This window comes from Cryobacterium sp. TMB3-10 (assembly GCF_004402305.1).
GTDB classification, from domain to species: Bacteria; Actinomycetota; Actinomycetes; order Actinomycetales; family Microbacteriaceae; genus Cryobacterium; species Cryobacterium zongtaii.
This window is the reverse complement of sequence record NZ_SOGH01000008.1, coordinates 80,532-97,832: the sequence shown is the minus strand read 5'-3', so window position 1 is coordinate 97,832 and position 17,301 is coordinate 80,532. Positions and strand designations below refer to the sequence as shown.

The 17,301-nt window shown below is 67.9% G+C and carries 15 protein-coding genes; 9 read left to right on the top strand and 6 right to left on the bottom strand.

Going from position 1 to position 17,301, the window contains the following annotated elements; genetic code table 11:
• Positions 1–2: 2 nt before the first annotated feature.
• From E3T22_RS04445 to E3T22_RS04420, 6 genes are all read left to right on the top strand, one after another.
• Entirely contained in the window at positions 3–548 is a 546-nt protein-coding gene (locus E3T22_RS04445; RefSeq protein WP_134409485.1) for a hypothetical protein, read from the top strand.
• A 139-nt stretch (positions 549–687) separates the two neighbouring features.
• Entirely contained in the window at positions 688–2,403 is a 1,716-nt protein-coding gene (locus E3T22_RS04440; RefSeq protein ID WP_134409486.1) for a S1C family serine protease, read from the top strand.
• 163 nt (positions 2,404–2,566) lie between these two features.
• Positions 2,567–3,628, top strand: coding sequence for a glycosyltransferase family 2 protein (locus E3T22_RS04435; protein WP_240632396.1), 1,062 nt, complete (start codon positions 2,567–2,569; stop codon positions 3,626–3,628).
• Entirely contained in the window at positions 3,625–4,437 is an 813-nt protein-coding gene (locus E3T22_RS04430) for a CDP-alcohol phosphatidyltransferase family protein (RefSeq protein ID WP_088455539.1), read from the top strand. Before E3T22_RS04435 ends, E3T22_RS04430 begins: the two co-directional genes overlap by 4 nt.
• A gap of 14 nt (positions 4,438–4,451) precedes the next feature.
• Positions 4,452–5,318: a glycosyltransferase family 2 protein gene (locus E3T22_RS04425; protein ID WP_103480173.1), complete on the top strand. Its 867-nt coding sequence runs from the start codon at positions 4,452–4,454 to the stop codon at positions 5,316–5,318.
• Between the two features lie 84 nt (positions 5,319–5,402).
• Positions 5,403–6,686: a hypothetical protein gene (locus E3T22_RS04420; protein WP_134480743.1), complete on the top strand. Its 1,284-nt coding sequence runs from the start codon at positions 5,403–5,405 to the stop codon at positions 6,684–6,686.
• A 43-nt stretch (positions 6,687–6,729) separates the two neighbouring features.
• On the opposite strand, the gene E3T22_RS04415 is transcribed toward E3T22_RS04420, so the two are convergent.
• The 4 genes from E3T22_RS04415 to E3T22_RS04400 form a co-directional block, all read right to left on the bottom strand.
• Complete coding sequence (locus E3T22_RS04415; protein WP_241983592.1) at positions 6,730–7,629, bottom strand: hypothetical protein; 900 nt, start codon at positions 7,627–7,629, stop codon at positions 6,730–6,732.
• Positions 7,630–7,748: 119 nt separating this feature from the next.
• On the bottom strand, positions 7,749–8,495 hold the full coding sequence (locus E3T22_RS04410) for an ABC transporter ATP-binding protein (protein WP_088455542.1): 747 nt from the start codon (positions 8,493–8,495) through the stop codon (positions 7,749–7,751).
• Complete coding sequence (locus E3T22_RS04405; RefSeq protein WP_240632398.1) at positions 8,495–9,295, bottom strand: ABC transporter permease; 801 nt, start codon at positions 9,293–9,295, stop codon at positions 8,495–8,497. Before E3T22_RS04405 ends, E3T22_RS04410 begins: the two co-directional genes overlap by 1 nt.
• 70 nt (positions 9,296–9,365) lie before the next feature.
• Positions 9,366–10,058, bottom strand: a complete 693-nt coding sequence (locus E3T22_RS04400; RefSeq protein ID WP_088455544.1) for an NTP transferase domain-containing protein — start codon at positions 10,056–10,058, stop codon at positions 9,366–9,368.
• Positions 10,059–11,768: 1,710 nt separating this feature from the next.
• Between E3T22_RS04400 and E3T22_RS04395 the strand changes: the two genes are divergently transcribed.
• The 3 genes from E3T22_RS04395 to E3T22_RS04385 are packed head-to-tail and all read left to right on the top strand — an operon-like array spanning position 11,769 to position 14,437.
• Positions 11,769–12,572, top strand: coding sequence for an ABC transporter ATP-binding protein (locus E3T22_RS04395; protein ID WP_134480754.1), 804 nt, complete (start codon positions 11,769–11,771; stop codon positions 12,570–12,572).
• Positions 12,548–14,122 carry a hypothetical protein gene (locus E3T22_RS04390; RefSeq protein WP_240632399.1) on the top strand — a complete coding sequence of 525 codons (1,575 nt, stop codon included), beginning with the start codon at positions 12,548–12,550 and terminating at the stop codon, positions 14,120–14,122. Before E3T22_RS04395 ends, E3T22_RS04390 begins: the two co-directional genes overlap by 25 nt.
• Positions 14,123–14,140: 18 nt before the next feature.
• On the top strand, positions 14,141–14,437 hold the full coding sequence (locus E3T22_RS04385; RefSeq protein WP_088455545.1) for a DUF3039 domain-containing protein: 297 nt from the start codon (positions 14,141–14,143) through the stop codon (positions 14,435–14,437).
• Between the two features lie 32 nt (positions 14,438–14,469).
• On the opposite strand, the gene E3T22_RS04380 is transcribed toward E3T22_RS04385, so the two are convergent.
• A complete protein-coding gene (locus tag E3T22_RS04380; protein WP_134409489.1) occupies positions 14,470–15,807 on the bottom strand; it encodes a nicotinate phosphoribosyltransferase in 1,338 nt (445 codons plus the stop codon).
• 145 nt (positions 15,808–15,952) lie between these two features.
• Positions 15,953–17,254 (bottom strand): beta-ketoacyl synthase, encoded by a 1,302-nt coding sequence (locus E3T22_RS04375; protein WP_198414981.1) that lies wholly within the window; start codon positions 17,252–17,254, stop codon positions 15,953–15,955.
• Positions 17,255–17,301 lie beyond the last annotated feature (47 nt).

Here is a 17,301-nt window from a genome sequence, read left to right as displayed (position 1 = left end):
TAGTGGCGCCGGCCGACCCCGCGGTGCCGGTGTGCCAGCCTCAGACGCCGTGCGATCCGGATCTGGTCGTGCGTGTCAGTGACCTGGTCAGTATCCCGGCCGACGCGCCCACTCAGGGGATGGAACCCAACGGTTGGCTCGTCGTCGGAGTCCCGGCCAATTTCTTCGCCACGGCGTCGGCCCATGTCCGGTCAGGGACCCTCCTCGGCGCCTCAGCCGAGGTGCGGTTCACCCCGGTGGGATTCCGGTGGGAATACGGCGACGGAACGTCGCGAACGTCGGCTTCGGGCGGGGCGACCTGGGCGGCCCTGAACCTTCCCGAGTTCTCAGAAACCTCAACTAGTCACGTGTTCGAGAGCACCGGCACGCTGTCGATCGGGCTGGTCGTGTCATATTCGGCCGAGTATCGCTTTGCCGGTGCCGAATGGCGCGACGTGCAGGGTCTGGTGCTGGTGCCCACCCGCCCGATCACCGCGATCGCCGACCGCGCCGGCACGGTTCTTGTGGCCGAGTCCTGCCTCGGCAACCCCGGCGGCCCCGGCTGCTGAGAGTCATCGGGCCGCTGCAGGACCACGTCGTTCCGCGAGCCGGGCAAGGTCACGGCTTCATCATTGATTGCTCCCAGTCTGCGCATATCAAACGTTCAGCTTTAGGCGAGAAGCTAGCTTCGCTTGGAAGGAGCACACCATGACCGACAACACTCAGGACCCGGGCACCACCCCCGACCAGCCTCAGGACAACGCACCGTTCGAGGTCAACTCGTCGGGTGAAGCCGCAGCACAACCCACCGCAGCACAGCCCACCGCAGCACAGCCCACCGCAGCACAGCCCACCGCAGCACAGCCCGCAGTTCCACGCGCCGCCGACAACCAGCCCACCGAGGTGCTCGGTTCGGAAGACGCCACGGTCGCTGCCCCGGCGCCCACGGCAGCTGAGCACCAGGCCGCCGCGCAGCAGGCAGCAGCGCACCAGGCAGCAGCCCAGCACGCTCAGGCAGCTCAGCCGACGCACCCGTACACCCAGGCGCCCCCCGCCTACCCCACGGATGCCTTCGGCCGCCCGATTCCGGGCCCGGACGGGTCCACCCCGATTTACGCCCCCACCCCGGCGCAGCAGCAGGCCTACGCCAACGCGAACGGCTACCCCGCGCAACCGTCGGGTGCACCGAAGGCGCCCAAGGACCCCAACCGCCGCAAAGGCAACGTGGCCTTCGTCGCCGCGCTCGCCATCGCAGCCCTGGTCGGCGGGGTCTCCGCAGCCGGTGTTTCCGCTGTCGTCTACTCGAGCCAGAGCAACGGCACCCCGGCCAGCGAGGCCCAGGGCCCGAGCACGGTGGTCGTCAACAACACCGACAGCGTGAACGAGATCACCGCAGTCGCCGCCAAGGCGTCGCCCAGTGTCGTCACCATCGAGGTCGCCGCGGGCGACTCCGGCGGCTCCGGCTCCGGCGTCATCCTCAGCGAAGACGGTTACGTCCTGACCAACACCCACGTCGTCACCCTCGACGGCGCCGCCGCAGACGCGACCATCCAGGTGAAGGCCAGCGACGGCAAGCTGTACGCGGCCACCCTGATCGGCACCGACCCGGTTTCCGACCTCGCCGTGATCAAGCTCACCGACGCGTCAGACCTCACGCCCATCACCTGGGCGGACTCGAGCGATCTCAACGTCGGCGACACCGCCATCGCAATCGGCGCGCCACTCGGCCTGTCCGGCACCGTCACCAACGGCATCGTGAGCGCCCTGAACCGCAGCATCACCGTGGCGTCCTCCGCCGCACCCACCACGCCCGACGAGACCACGCCAGACGAGGGTGACGGCAACTTCTTCAACTACGACCTGCCCAACCGGGACGGTTCGACCCCCGACACCCCGGACACCCAGGCCGCCCAGAGCAGCATCTCGCTCGCGGTGATCCAGACGGATGCCGCGATCAACCCCGGCAACTCCGGCGGAGCCCTGCTCAACAGCAAGGGCGAACTGATCGGCATCAACGTCGCCATCGCCAACGCCGGTGGCAGCTCGACCGCCACCACCGCCGGGAGCATCGGTGTCGGCTTCTCGATCCCGGCCAACCTGGCCAAGCGGGTGTCGGATGAGATCATCGACACCGGATCTGCCACGCACGGCCTGCTCGGCGCCAGCGTCACCGGCGCCACCAGCACCGACAGCGACACCGTCGGCGCCCTCATCAGCGAGGTGTCGTCCGGCGGAGCCGCCCAGAAGGCCGGCCTGAAGGCCGGTGACGTCGTCACCAATTTCAACGGTGTTCCCATCACCGACGCGACCGACCTCACCGCCCAGGTGCGTACCCTCGCAGCCGGTGCCACCGCCGACCTCACCTACGTGCGTGAAGGTGAATCGGTGACGGTGTCGGTCACCGTCGGCGAGCTCACCAGCTAGCCCGGATCAGCTCCTTCCTTCCTCCTGCGCCGCCGGTCCTGGACCGGCGGCGCAGTTGTGTCCGGGGCCGCGGCCGCCAGCTCGGAGGCGTGCCACAGGTAACGCGGACCGAGTGAAAAGACTCGGCTGCTAGGCTCAGGCGATTGCCCGAATGAGTGGAAAGATGGCCAGCCCAGTGCACGAGAGCGCAGACACAGTGCTGATCGGCGTCTCGTACATCATGCCCGTGCTCAACGAGGCCAGCCATGTACGAGCGGCGGTCCAGAGCCTGCTCGAGCAGGACTACGACGGCCCGTTCGAGGTCACCCTGGCCCTGGGGCCGAGCATCGACGGCACCACCGAACTCGTCGAAGAGATGGCCGCGGTGGATCCGCGCATCCGCGTCGTCGCCAATGAAGTCGGGTCGACGCCGGCCGGCCTCAATATCGCCATTCGCGCCTCCACCTTTCCTGTCGTGATCCGCGTCGACGCCCACTCGGTGCTTCCGCGCGACTACGCCCGCATCGCCGTCGAGACGCTTCAACGCACCGGCGCCGACAACGTCGGCGGCATCATGGATGCCCAGGGCACCGCCCCGTTCCAGCAAGCCGTCGCCCGCGCCTACGGCACCCGCATCGGCCTGGGCGGCACTCCGTTGCACGTCGGCGGCCCCGAGGGCGAAGCCGAGACCGTGTACCTCGGCTGCTTCCGCCGTGACAGCCTGCTGCGGGTGGGCATGTTCGATGAGGGCATCAAGCGCGGCCAGGACTGGGAACTCAACCGCCGCCTGCGCGAGCACGGTGGCTCGGTCTGGTTCACCCCGGCGCTGAAGGTCATCTACCGGCCGCGGCCCAGCCTGTCCCGCCTGGCCCGCCAGATGGTCTCCACCGGACTGTGGCGCGGCGAACTGGCCCGCCGGTTCCCCGAATCCAACGGCCTGCGCTACTTCGCCCCGCCCGTGATGGTGCTCGGCGTCACCATCGGCATCTTGCTCGGCCTCGCCGGCCTGGTGCAGGTCCTGCTGGGCGGACCGGGCTGGCTGCTGCTGGGTTTCCTGGCCCCGCTGGCCTACCTGCTCATCGTCGTGGCGGCCACCGTTGCGTCGACCCGGTCCGACGGCGTTCGTGTCGCGCTCTGGTTTCTCGTAGTCTTGCCGTGCATTCACTTCTGCTGGGGTATCGGATTCCTGCTCGGTTACCTCAAGCTCACCACCAACATCTCGGCACACACGGGAAGACATCAATGACGTCTGGTTCGCCCAACACGGCTCGGCCCTCTTCGATCGCCGAGCTTCGTGCCGTCGCGCAACCTCCCGAGGTGCGGATGCGCGCCAACGCCGAGCACTGGACGGCGTCGCTGTACCTGCGTGACCTGTCGCCGTACCTCACCTGGCTGCTGCTGAAGACGCGCATCTCGGCCAACGGCGTCACCGGCCTGATGATCCTCGTCGGCTGGTCCACGGCCGCGGCGCTGCTCATTCCCGGCATCTGGGGTGCCCTGCTGGCCCTGGTGCTCGGCCAGCTGCAGATGCTCGTCGACTGCTGCGACGGCGAGGTCGCCCGTTGGCGTAGGACGTCGTCACCGGCCGGGGTGTTCCTCGACAAGGTCGGGCACTACTCGACCGAGGCCCTGATCCCCATCGCGCTGGGCATCCGCGCCGCCGCCTACCCGTTCGAAGCACCCGCCGACTTCCTGTTCACCACGCTGGGCCTGGCCCTGGCACTGCTGATCGTGCTCAACAAGGCCCTCAACGACATGGTGCACGTTGCCCGCGCCAACGCCGGCCTGCCCAAGCTGGCCGACAACAAGGGTGAGAAGGTGCCGCAGGCCGGCCTGATCGCGACCCTGCGCCGCCTGGCCCGGTTCCTGCCCTTCCACCGCCTGTACCACTCGGTGGAAATGACGATGGTGATCTTCGTCGCCGCCGTCATCGGCCTCGTCCTCGGTCAGCCGATCACCGACCGGGTCTTCCTCGCCGTCCTCGTTCCCCTCGCTTTCCTAGCGCTGATCGGCCACTTCCTGGCGATCATGGCCTCGAAGCGAGTGCGGTCCTGAAGTCAGGCGACAGCGTGCCCGTCACCATCGGTGTGGTCCTGCTCACCCAGGGCCGCCGCCCGGACGACCTCGAGCGCGGCATTCGCAGCCTGCTCGCCCAGGAAGACGTGCAGCTGGACATCATCTGCGTGGGCAACGGCTGGCAGCCCACAGGCCTGCCCAGTGTCGTCGCCGCGCTCGCCCTGCCCGAGAACCTGGGCATCCCCGCCGGCCGCAATCGCGGCGTGGAGCACGTGGGCGGCGACTACCTTTTCTTCCTCGATGACGACGCCAGCCTGCCGGATCCCCGGTTCCTGATCGACGCCGTAGGGGTGCTGCGCGCCGACCCCAGCATCGGTCTGCTGCAGCCTCAGGTCGTCGACCCGGCCGGCCTCACCGCGCCACGCCGCTGGATTCCACGCATCCGCAAGGGCGACGCCGCACACTCCAGCGCGGTGTTCTCGGTGTGGGAGGGTGCTGTGCTTCTACCCAGACCCGTCTTCGACGCCACCGGCGGCTGGGCCGAACCGTTCTTCTACGCCCACGAGGGCATCGAGCTGGCCTGGCGGGTCTGGGACCAGGGCCTGCGCACCTGGTACGCGGGCAACCTGGTGGCAAACCACCCGGTGATCCTGCCCACCCGGCACGCCGATTTTTACCGGCTCAACGCCCGCAACCGCGTCTGGATTGCCCGGCGCAACCTGCCACTGCCGCTGATACCGCTCTACGTGGGGTCCTGGACGGCGATCCAGGTGCTCCGCGGAGCCCGCAACCCGGCTGCCCTCAAGGCCTGGTTCCGTGGCTGGTGGGAGGGGTGGGTCACCGACCCCGGCGAACGCCGTCCGCTGGCGACCCGCACCATCTGGCGGATGACCCGCGCGGGCCGGCCCCCCGTCATCTGAGCGGGGCCTAACGATTGGCTACCGGTGCTCCCCTTCCGGGGGGCGGTAGGCCCTAGGTCCCGGCCCGGTGGGTAGGCTGGAGCAGTGGTAAGCAGCAAAGACGTCCGACTCGCAGCAAAGCTGGTGAAGGATGTGCTCGGTTCCCGCAAGGCTCAGCGCCTACTCACCGAGCGCCTCGCCGTACGCGGCCCGCTGCCCGCCAATACTTTCAAGATCGCCGTGTACTTCGCGGATGGCCCGGTAAACCTTTACCAGATGCGCCAGTGGTACAAGCCACTCGCGAAGCTGGCCGAGACCTGGCCCGTGGTCGTCCTGAGCCGCACCGCCGGCGGCACGATGAAGCTGATCGAAGAGAGCCCGATCCCGGTCGCCTACGTGCGCAAGGTGTCCGACCTCGAACGAGTGATCGCCGAGCAGGACATCCGCATCGTCCTGTACGTCAATCAGAACTCCCGCAACTTCCAGATGATGCGCTACGGGCGCCGCTGGCACGTTTTCATCAACCATGGTGAGAGCGACAAGATGTACATGACCACGAACCAGTTCAAGGCCTACGACTACTCGTTCGTGGCCGGTCAGGCCGCCGTCGCCAGGCTCGGCAAGGTGCTCTGGGACTACGACTTCGACAAGCGGGCCATCACCATCGGTCGGCCCCAGGCCGACCACTACTCGGGCCGGTTGCCGTTCATGCCCGACGAGCGCACCGTTGTGCTCTACGCGCCCACCTGGGAGGGCGACCGCGCCGCCGCCGCGTACGGCTCCATCGCCACGCACGGCGTGGCCCTGGTCACTGCCCTGTTGCGCAGCCCCCGGCACCGGTTGGTGTACCGCCCGCATCCGCGATCAGGTGTGGTCGACCACGAATACGGTCTGGCGAACAAGCAGATCATGGCCGCGATCAACACGGCGAACAGCCGTGATGCCAGCGCCCAGCACATCATCGACACCGGCGCGGAGCTTGGCTGGCAGCTCTCCGCCGCCGACGTTGCGATCGTCGACATCTCGGCGATGGTCTACGACCGCCTTGCATCGGGCAAACCGCTCATGGTGACGCGGCCGCTGAACCCTCTCGCCGCCATCGACACCAGCGGGTACCTGTCCGACTGCGAGTGGCTTGACGCGGGCGAGACCGCCGGTATCGTCGAGACCCTCGACGAGCTTGTGAACGACGACGGCGCCGACCAACGTCTGCGCGTCTGGGTCGAGCAGTACTTCGGCGATCCCACGCCCGGTGCGCCGACGGCGCGGTTCAATGCCGCGATCGAACATCTGATGACCGAATGGGACCGGTTCGCCCAGGTGCACGCCGGCGACGACGACGGCCTCGCCGAGTTCGTCGAGGAAGTCAGCGAGACCGAAGACGTCTGAGTGATCGGGTGAGGCGGGCAGGGTCAGGCCGGTCGGGCTCTGCTTAGAGGGGTTCCGCCGGTGCGGCTGCATCCGGCTCGACCGGGTCCCCGCCGGTCGGCCGGCGGCGGAGCGGCCGGGGGAGTGCCCGGAGTGCGCCGTGGCCCAGCTGAGTGAGCCGGTTGCCGGGAATCACGGCGCCGTCGCGCAGCGTGATGATGTGCGCCCGCGGGTCGAGCTCCGGGCGGAAGGCGGCGGGCGCCTGACCGAACGCGAGCCTGGACGAACCGATGACCCGCTTGCCGAGAATGTGATTGCCCATTCCGCCGATCACGGCGCCGATGCCGAACGGCACGGCCTTGCCGATCAGGCTGGCTCCGCCCTTGGCAGCGAACTGCCGGATGAAGGTGCGCTTGAGGCGGTCTGTCAGCGGCCCCATGATGGCGCGGGGCAGGCTGGTGGTTACCAACTCTCCCCAGTAGGCAGTACGGGCCACTCCTCCGCCGGTGACCTGACCGGCCAGCTGACGCACCAGGTCGGAGCCCTCGTGGCCGAGCATCATGGTCATCACGAGCGCCCTCGCGCGCTCAGGATCACTCACCGTGATCCCGTGCACCTCGCTGACGGACTGGGAGAAAAGAGCGGTCGCCTCAAGAAACCCGGCCGTCTCGACGCCGGACAGAGCGAGCGTGATACCGGTGCCGACGCCGGGGATCACGGCCGTCGCGCCGACCGCGGCGCCGCCGCTGGTGACAGCGGCGAGATAACGCCGCTCCAGAATGCGCACAAGCTGTTCCGGCGAGGCATCGGGGTGACGGTGGCGAATGCTGCGGATGTGGGCGAGCACAGCGGGGCGATGGATCGCCATGACCCTGTCGAAACCGGTGGCGACGCCGGATGGCAGCTGGCCGCCCTGCGGCAGCCCGCCGGTGGGCGACAGCAGTGGTGTGGGTTTCTTAGCCATGGTGCGGTCCTCCTCGGGTGCAGAAGCACGAGTTTACGGTTCGAAACTGAGCATCGTCGAGGTAATTCCCAGCCAGATTGATGCGCGTTGGCCGTGACGAATCGCGGTCGGGCGACGTCTCAGGCCTTCTTGATGCCGTACTCGGCGTTGTACCGGTCGAGGACGTCGTTGATCGGGGCGTCGAGGACCAGCTCACCCTTGTCGAGGTAGAGGCCCCTGGCACAGAACCGGCGCAGGTCGCGCTCGTTGTGCGACACGAAGAACAGGGTGCGTCCGCCGGCCAGCAGCTCTTCGATGCGTCGGTAGCACTTCTCGCGGAACGCCTTGTCGCCGACCGCCAGCACCTCGTCGACGAGGATGATCGGCTCCTCGAGCCTGGAGATCACGGCGAACGCGATACGCACCTTCATGCCGCTGGACAGGTGCTTGTACGGGGTATCGATGAAGTCGGCGATCTCGGCGAACTCGATGATGTCGTCGAAGCGGGAATCGATCTGCTTGCGGGTCATGCCGTGCAGACCCGCCGTGAGGTACACGTTGTCGCGCACGGTGAGGTCGTCGACGAAGCCGCCGGTGATCTCGATCAGCGGGGCGACACCCTCGATGACGTTCACGGTGCCCTCGTCGGGCAGCACAACACCCGTGACGAGCTTGAGCAGGGTGGACTTGCCCTGGCCGTTGCGGCCGACGACCCCGATCGCCTCACCGCGTTGAACGGTGAACGACACGTTCTGCAGCGCCCAGAACTCACCGGACCTGGTGCGGCGGCGGGTGCCGGCGAAGAGGTCCTTGAAGCTGCGGCGGCTGCGCCGATTCCGGCGGAACCTGATTCCGACGTCGTTCAGGGAGATGACGGTCTCGGTCATCAGATCTCCTTCAGCACGGCACGCTCAGTGCGGGAGAAGACCAGCAGGCCGATTCCGAGGAATGCCACCGACATGGCTGCGCTGACGGCCACGACGAACCAGTCCAGCTCGCCGGGGAAGAACGCGGCCCTGTAGAGGCTGAAGATGCCGCTGAGCGGGTTGAACGCCGCCCAGAAGTGCAGCTGCTCCGGCAGGTCACTGGTGCCGTAGATGATCGGCGACGCGTAGAACAGAAAGCGCAGGATGAGTTTGACGGCTCGCTCGAGGTCGCGGAAGAACACGACCAGTGGGGCCACGATGAGGCCGACTCCGGCCGTGAGCACGGCTTGGATGAGGATGGCCAGCGGGAAGAAAATCGCATCAACGTTGACCTCGGCGCCGGACCAGATCGCAAAGACGATCAGGACCGGAATGGCGGCGATGAACTCGATGCCTTTGGACAGCACGAGCCGGTTGACCCAGATGGTGCGGGGGATCCGGGTGGACCTGATGAGTTTTGCCTCACGCAGGAATGCCCGGGTGCAGTCGGAGACGGCCCCGTTGAACCACATCCACGGCAGCAGTGCGGCGAGCAAAAAGACGATGTACGGTTCGTTGCCGACGGTGCGCTGGAAGACCTGGGTGAAAACGAACCAGTAGATGCCGGCCATCACCAGCGGGTCGAGGATCGACCAGAAGTAGCCGAGCACGGAGGTGGAGTACCGCACCCGCAGGTCCCGCTGGGTCAACAGCCAGAGGGAATGACGGTACCGCGCAAACGGGGTGCGCTGTTCAGGACGCACCTGAGCGTAACTACTCACGCGCTCTATCGTATGGGAGCGGATCGGGGCGCCGCGCCATCGACGCGACCGCCCCACGGCTCCAGGCTGATCAGACGAAGAGGTTGGCGCGCTCGAGGTCTTCGGCGAAGTCGACCTCGACGGCGTAGAAGTCGGAAATGTCGACGGGCTCCACGAGCATGCGGTTCTTCTCGATCGCGAGCTCGATGCCGCGCTCGAAGTAGTCCTGGTCGCCGACCTTGCTGAGGTGGTGGATGAGCATGGGCTTGTCAGCGGCAGACACGTAGTTGATGCCGACAGCCTCGCCGAGCCCGTTCTTCACGGTCTTCGACAGCTCCTTGATGTAGCCCTCGGCGCTCGTCGTGTACTTGACTTCCTCGTCAGACACCTTCGACGTGTTGACCGTGACGAAGGACTGGTCGCGCTTCATCATCGCGGCAGCGCGATCGAGGATAGCGGGATCGAATACGACGTCGCCGTTCATCCACAGCACGCCGCCGCTGGCGGACGCGCGGAGGGCGCGCAACAGGCTCTTCGACGTGTTGGTCACGTCGTACTGCTCGTTGTAGACGAAGGATGCCTGCGGGAAAGCCTCGATGATGTGCTCGAGCTTGTAGCCGACAACGATGGTGACCTTGGTCTTCTTGCCGAAGGCGTGCTCGATGTTGTCGAACTGCTGCTGCATGATCGTGCGGCCGTCGTTGAGTTCGGTCAGCGGTTTGGGAAGGGAGCGGCCGAGGCGGCTGCCCATTCCTGCTGCAAGTATTACTACCTGGGTGGTCACGAATATCTCCTAAGAAAGATCTGGGTGGCCCCGCAGCGGTCGGACGTTTTCGCCGAGTTTGCCTGCGGTTCACCCCTAAGTTCACGTATAGACACACCGTTATGCCACCTTCAGACTACCCGACGACCCCGTTCTGGGGGAAGAGACGGTCAGAGGCGTGTCCTGATCGTGACGATTCGTGCGGCCCTGTGACCTGCGATTCCGGCGCGAGTTTTGGTGAGAATCCGCCTGCGACCGCCGCCGGCCCCTGCGAGGTCAGACGGTCCTTGGTAAGTTAGCGAGGTGACTCCAGTGCCTCCGAACTCCGAGCCTGACGAGCGGACTCCGGTCTTGCCCGTTCCCGATACGGAGCCGGAACGCGAGGGTAGTGCCATCGAACACAACGCCCCTGCGAACCGAGCCCCTGAGCCCGATTCCCTTTCAACGACAGCACCGACCACCGGCGCGCTGCCGCCCCGCAAGCCTCCGGTGCGCCGCACCCCCCGAACCACGACGTCCTCGGCCGGTGGGGCGTCGAACGCGCCCGCCGCATCCGACGCCGACACATCGGTTTCAGCCGACACAGCAACCGCCGACGGCTCGACAACCCCGGTGAAGCCTGCGCGCAGCACGACCCGCGCACCGCGCACCCCTGCGACTCCGCGAGCCACGTCGACGCCCCGCGCTCCGGCCAAGAAGAAGCCGGCCGCCGCCGCGATGGCGGAGGACGTGTCGGTACCGACGACGACGCCCGTGTCCCCGGCCGCCGCCGAACCCGCAACGGCGCCGGCGCGCGTCACGGTGACGCGCACCCCCGCTGCCCGCAAGGCGCCGGTGAAGCCCGCGGTCGCCAAGGCCACCAGGCTGCCGGCCACGACGACGTCCACGGCCGATACCGCGGAGGCCGTCGAGGCCGCCGCCGCGGCCTCCGAGCTGGACCTGCCCGCCGGCCCCGCGGAGGTCGGCCCCGAGAAGGCTAAGACCGCGGCCGCCCGCTCGAGCAGCGCCCGGACCGCGGCTTCGAAGGCCGCTGCCGCCAAGGCCGCTGCCGCCAAGACCGAATCGGCCACCAAGGCCGGCGCGGCCCGCGCCGCAGCGACCAAGTCCGCCGCGGCGAAGTCTGCCGCCGCCAGGACCGCCGCCACAGCGTCTGCACGTGCCGCCACCGCGGCTGCCGCCGCCGCCGCTGCGGCACGATCGGCTGCCGTTGAGGACGCACCAGCCGCTGCGGAATCCGTCACTATAGAGCCCGTAACGAAAGCGCCCGTCGCCTCAGTGCCCGACACGGCCGCGCCCGCTGCACCCGAGCCCGACGCCACCATGGTGCTGCCGGTCGTGCCGGTCGCCCCCGCGCTCTCCGCCGACGACGAGACCGTCGTCTTGACGATGCCGGCCTCCCCGGAGTCCGACGACACCGTTGTGCTCACCGTGACCCCTGCGACGAGCGCCCCTGCCTCCGAGCCGGCCCAGCCCGCGAAGCGGCCGTTCTGGCGGCTGCCCAGGTTTGCTCCGAAGCAGACCGAGGCCGTGTCTCCGACCGACCTCGGCGCTGCCGAGCGCACGGATGCCGTGGCAGCCGGGGTACCAGCGAGCCCCGAAGCCCCTGTTGCACCCGCTCGGACTACGGTGCCCGTCGACTCGGCCGCGGATTGCACCGGCCAGGCCACCGCGGTCCCCGAACCCGTTGTCGGTGCCACGGCGCAGCGCATCCCGCCGGTAGTGCGCAAGCCGATGGCCCCGCGCACCGGCGCATCCGCCGTCATCGGGGCGTCCCCTCGCGTGGAGATCGCGGTCAGCGGGCTGAACAAGAGCTTTGGCCAGAACGTGGCCGTCGCCGACGTCAACCTCGAAGTTCGGGCCGGGTCGTTCTACGGCATCGTCGGCCCTAACGGCGCGGGTAAGACCACCACGCTGTCGATGATCACCGGGCTGCTGCGGCCGGACTCCGGTTCGATCCAGGTACACGGCGTGGACGTGTGGGCCGACCCGATCGCCGCCAAGCGCACCATTGGAGTCCTCCCGGACCGGCTGCGGCTGTTCGACAGGCTCACCGGTGCACAGCTTCTCTACTATTCCGGCGTGCTGCGGGGCCTCGAGAGCGAAACTGTGCGGGCCCGGTCCGCCGACCTGGCCGCGGCGTTCGGCCTTGAGGATGCTCTCAACCGTCTGGTCGCCGACTACTCGGCGGGCATGACCAAGAAGATCGCCCTGGCCTGCGCGATGATCCATTCGCCGCGCGTGCTGGTGCTCGACGAACCGTTCGAATCGGTCGACCCGGTGTCGGCCGTGAACGTCACCGAGATTCTGCAGCGCTACGTCGCTGCCGGCGGAACGGTGATTCTCTCCAGCCACGGTATGGACCTCATCCAGAGGGTTTGCGACCACGTGGCGATCATTGTGCAGGGTTCGGTGCTGGCCGCGGGAACGATCGACGAGGTGCGCGGCAACGTGTCACTCGAAGAACGCTTCGTCGACCTCGCCGGCGGACGAAAGGTTGCGGAGGGCCTGGAGTGGTTGCACAATTTCTCGGACTGAAACTGAGGCTGCTCGCCAATCTGTTCCGGCGTAGCCCCTGGCAGGTCGTGGGAGTGGTGCTCGGCCTGCTCTACGGGCTGCTCGTCGCCGCGGCCCTGGTGGCCATGCTCATCACGTTCCGGTTCGTCGACGACGTCGGCGCCATTCGGGAGGGCCTCATCGTGGCCGGCTCGCTGGTGGTGCTCGGCTTCTTCCTCGTGCCGCTCGTCTTCGGCGTGGACGACAGCATGGACCCGCGCAAATTCTCCACCCTGGGTATCCCGAACAAGCAGCTGTCGTTCGGCCTCGCCGTATCCGCACTCGTCGGCGTACCGGCGACCACCCTCGCGCTGGTGCTGCTGGGCACCATCGTGACCTGGTCCAGGGGTGTGGGGGAGACCCTGTTCGCCATCCTGGCGGCCGCGCTGCTTCTGGCGACCTGCATGCTCGCCTCCCGGGTGAGCACGTCCATCTCGGCATTCCTGCTGTCCACCCGCCGCGCCCGCGAGTTCACCGGCATCATCGGCATCCTGCTGATCGTCATGATCACCCCCGTGGTGGTCCTGCTGGTCAATGTGGACTGGAGCAAATACGGGCTCGACGTGCTCGGCGGTTTCGCGAGCATCCTCGGCTGGACGCCGCTGGGCGCAGCGTGGGCCGTGCCGGGAGACGCCGCTGTCGGCGACTGGGGGATCGCCTTCCTCAAGCTCCTCATCGCCGCCGCGACCGTGTACCTGCTCTGGCTCGCCTGGCAGGGTCTGGTGGCCCGGATGCTCATCACGCCGGGTCGCGAGGCTCAGGCCAAGGCCTACGTCGGCCTGGGCTGGTTCGACCGGATGCCGCACAACCCGATCGGTGCGATCGCCGCGCGCAGCATCACCTACTGGGGCCGCGACCCGCGCTACTGGGTCTCGCTGATCATGATCCCCATCGTCCCGGTCCTGGTGATCCTGCCTCTCGTCTTTGCGGGGATGCCCTTCGAATACCTCGTCCTCGTTCCGGTGCCTCTGATGTGCGTCTTCCTCGGCTGGACGCTGCACAACGACGTCGCGTATGACCACACCGCCATCTGGCTGCACGTGGTCTCCGGACCGCGCGGAGTGGCCGACCGCGTCGGCCGGCTCGTTCCGGCGCTCTTCGTGGGCATCCCGTTGATCGGGCTGGGCTCGGCCGTCAGCGTCAGCGTGCACGGGGACTGGGCGGTGCTGCCCGGTCTGCTCGGCGTGAGCACCTGCATCCTGCTCGCCGGGCTGGGCTTCTCCAGCTTCACGTCGGCCCGGTTCCCCTACCCGGCGACCAAGCCAGGGGACAGCCCGTTCGCGCAGCCGCAGTCGTCGGATACCGCCGCCGCGATCATCCAGTCGTTCACCTTCGTCGGGTCCATCGTGGTGGCCCTGCCGGCCATCGTGTGCGCCGTTCTGGGTGTCTTCGTGGATCCGGTGTGGAACCTGCCGGCTCTCTACTGGGGGCTCGGCATCGGCTTCGTCATGCTGATCGGCGGGGTCTGGCTGGGCTCGCGGACCTTCGAACGCCGTGGTCCCGAAATGCTCTCCTCCGCATTGCGCGCGTAGCTGCATACACTTGATTCCATGACACACGACATTCGCGCGAGCATCGCAGAGCCTGGCCGCGGCCCAGATATTGGTGGCGGAACATCCACCCTCGATCGTGAACTCGAGGAACTGCTCAACCAGGAGCAGATCGAGCCCGGTGACCACGAACGCTTTTCGCACTACGTGCCGAAGGACAAGATCCTCGAGTCGGCGATGACCGGCAAGCCGGTCAAGGCGCTGTGTGGCAAGAAGTGGCTGCCGGGCCGCGACCCGGAGAAGTTCCCGGTCTGCCCGACCTGCAAGTCAATCTACGAAAAGATGAAGCAGGACTAACCCGTTCGTTGGTCGAGCTTGTCGACACCCCGCTAGCGGAACACCGTCGGGATGACGGCGTCGCCGCGGCCGAGCCTGAACGCATCGATCGGCAGCTCACGCATGGCTGCGGCGTTCTGCTCGCGGGCCAGCCGGGTGCCGGCTGAGCCCACGTAGCGTTCGTCGACAACCCCGGCCTCCATGAGCGGCACCAGCAACGACCGTTCCGTGGCTCCGGCGGCGTGGGGTTCGTGGGCGTCAACCGGTGCGTCCGTCGGGCCGTTCGCCGCCACCATAACGATCTCTTCGCGCGCCGTGCCTGTCGCGTCAAGCAGTCGCACGGCGCTCTTGCGCCCGCCGACCGAGGCCTTAGAGGCCGAGGTTTTCGCCACCGAAACCCACTCGTCTGCGGTGTTCCTGTGCGCCACCAGCTTGTAGACCATGCCGGCGGCCGGTGCGCCGGACCCTGTCACGAGTGAGGTACCCACCCCGAACGCATCCACCGGCGACGCGGACAGCGCCGCGATCGAGTACTCGTCCAGGTCGCTGGTGACGGTGATCTGGGTGTTCACGGCGCCGAGCGAGTCCAGCTGGGCGCGCGCGGCGGCGGCGACGGTGGGAAGGTCGCCGGAGTCGATGCGGATCGAACCCAGCCCGGTGCCGGCCACGGAGACGGCCAGTTCGATGCCGCGCTCGATGTTGTAGGTGTCGACCAGCAGCGTGGTCGACGCGCCGAACGCATCCACCTGGGCCCGAAAGGCGTCCTCTTCGGTGTCGTGCAGCAGGGTGAAGGAATGCGCGGCGGTGCCCATGGTGGGGATGCCCCAGCTCCGGCCGGCTTCGAGGTTGCTGGTGGAGGCGAACCCGGCGATATACGCGGCGCGGGCCGCGGCCACGGCGGAGTGTTCGCCCGTGCGGCGGGATCCCATCTCGGCCAGCGGCCGGCCCAGGCTCACCGACACCATGCGGGCGGCGGCGCTGGCCACGGCGCTGTCGTAGTTGAGCACGCTGAGGATCAGGGTCTCGAGCACGACGCACTCGGCGAAGGTGCCGTCGACCTGTATCAGTGGCGAGCCCGGGAAGTACGCGTCGCCTTCGCGGTATCCCCAGATGTTGCCGCTGAAGGAGTAGTCCGCCAGCCAGTCGAGGGTGGGCGGGCGCACCACGTTGTTGGCGCGCAGCCAGTCGAGTTCAGCCTCGTCGAACCTGAAATCACGGATCAGGTCGAGCAGGCGGCCGGTGCCGGCCACGATCCCGTACCGTCGGCCGGCGGGCAGCCGCCGGGCGAAGGCCTCGAACATGCACTCCCGGTTCGCGGTGCCGCTCTGGATCGCGGCATCCACCATGGTGAGTTCGTAGCGGTCGGTTCGAAAGGCAGAAGTCTCGGTCACGCGAGAAGCCTAGCCGTCACCGCACTGCCCGGGCTGGACGCCCGGTGCACACCCTCCCGCCGCCCGTTCGCCGAGATACGTCAAACGGCCCCGTCAGATGCACTGAAGGGGCCGTCTGCGGCAACTCGCGGATCCCGGCTGGGGCCTACAGGGCGCCGAAGGCGACGATGCAGTTCTGCCCGCCGAAGCCGAACGCGTTCACCAGGGCGTGCTTGATCGGCTGGATGCGCGCGGTGAGCGGCGTGTAATCCAGGGTGCAGTCCGGGTCGGGGGTGCGCAGGTTGATCGTGGGCGGCACAATGCCGTTCTTGATCGACAGGGCGCCGACCAGGGCGGACAGGGCTCCGGCAGCGCCGATCATGTGCCCGGTCATCGACTTCGGCGCGGTGATGGAGATCTTGTCGGCGAAGTGGCGCAGTGAGTTGCGGATCGCGAGGGTCTCCGCCTTGTCGTTGGCCTGGGTGGAGGTGCCGTGGGCCACGATCATGTCGATGTCGGCCGGGTTGAGCCGGCTCTTGTCCAGGGCGCGGGTGATCGCCTGGCTGGCGTAGGTGCCCGACGGGTCGGGGGCCACGATGCTGAAGCCGTCGCTGGTGAGCGCCCCACCGAGCACCTCGGCGTAGACGCGGGCACCCCGGGCGCGGGCGTGGGAGAGCAGCTCCATGACGAACACCACGGCGCCCTCGCCGAAGACCAGGCCGTTGCGGTTGGCGTCGAACGGGCGGCTGGCCTCGGTGGGTTCGTCGTTGTGGGTGGATGCGGCGTGCATGGCGTTCAGCCCGGCGAACATCACCGGGGTGATGGCGGCCTCGACACCGCCGGCGATCACGACGTCGGCGTCGCCGGTGACGAGCATGGTGCGCGCCTCGAGGAGGGCGTAGGCACCGCTCGCGCAGGCCAGGGCGCTGGCGTTCACCGGGCCGTGCACGCCCAGGTCGATGGCGATCTCGCAGGCGGCCATGTTCATCAGCGACTGCGGAACGAAGCGGGGCGAGATGCGGCGGGCGCTGCCGGCGTTGACGTGCTCGGTGGCATCCTGGATCTCGGCGTAGCCGGACACGGCGCTATTGACGATGACGCCGGTGTGGATACCCTCCATTGACGGCCCGAAGCCGGCGTCCGCGACTGCCTCGCGGGCCGCGGCGATCGCCAGCTGGGAGGCGCGCGAGGCCCGCTTGACCTGCTTGATCGACATCCGCGTGGCCGGGTCGAAGTCCTTCACCTCACCGGCGATCTGGGTGGGCAGGTCGGTGGCGTCGAACTGCGTGATGCGGGCGACACCGCTGCGGCCGTTGGTCAGGCCGTCCCAGGTTTCGGTCCACGAATTACCGAGGGGCGTCAGTGCGCCCAGTCCGGTGATTACGACTCGATCATTCATGACGATCATCTCCTCAGACGGCGCGAGGGACGTCTCCGGTGCGGGCTCTGCCTGGTTGGCCTGGCCCATATGCCGAGTGTAGTTACGGCTATATTCCGGCCCACGTACGTTGGGCG

Coding starts and splice junctions, on each gene's coding strand:
- E3T22_RS04440 (WP_134409486.1), top strand. CDS start 688: ATGACCGACAACACTCAGGACCCGGGCACCACCCCCGACCAGCCTCAG.
- E3T22_RS04435 (WP_240632396.1), top strand. CDS start 2,567: ATGGCCAGCCCAGTGCACGAGAGCGCAGACACAGTGCTGATCGGCGTC.
- E3T22_RS04430 (WP_088455539.1), top strand. CDS start 3,625: ATGACGTCTGGTTCGCCCAACACGGCTCGGCCCTCTTCGATCGCCGAG.
- E3T22_RS04415 (WP_241983592.1), bottom strand. CDS start 7,629: ATGGCTAAGAAACCCACACCACTGCTGTCGCCCACCGGCGGGCTGCCG.
- E3T22_RS04410 (WP_088455542.1), bottom strand. CDS start 8,495: ATGACCGAGACCGTCATCTCCCTGAACGACGTCGGAATCAGGTTCCGC.
- E3T22_RS04395 (WP_134480754.1), top strand. CDS start 11,769: ATGGCCCCGCGCACCGGCGCATCCGCCGTCATCGGGGCGTCCCCTCGC.
- E3T22_RS04385 (WP_088455545.1), top strand. CDS start 14,141: ATGACACACGACATTCGCGCGAGCATCGCAGAGCCTGGCCGCGGCCCA.
- E3T22_RS04375 (WP_198414981.1), bottom strand. CDS start 17,254: ATGGGCCAGGCCAACCAGGCAGAGCCCGCACCGGAGACGTCCCTCGCG.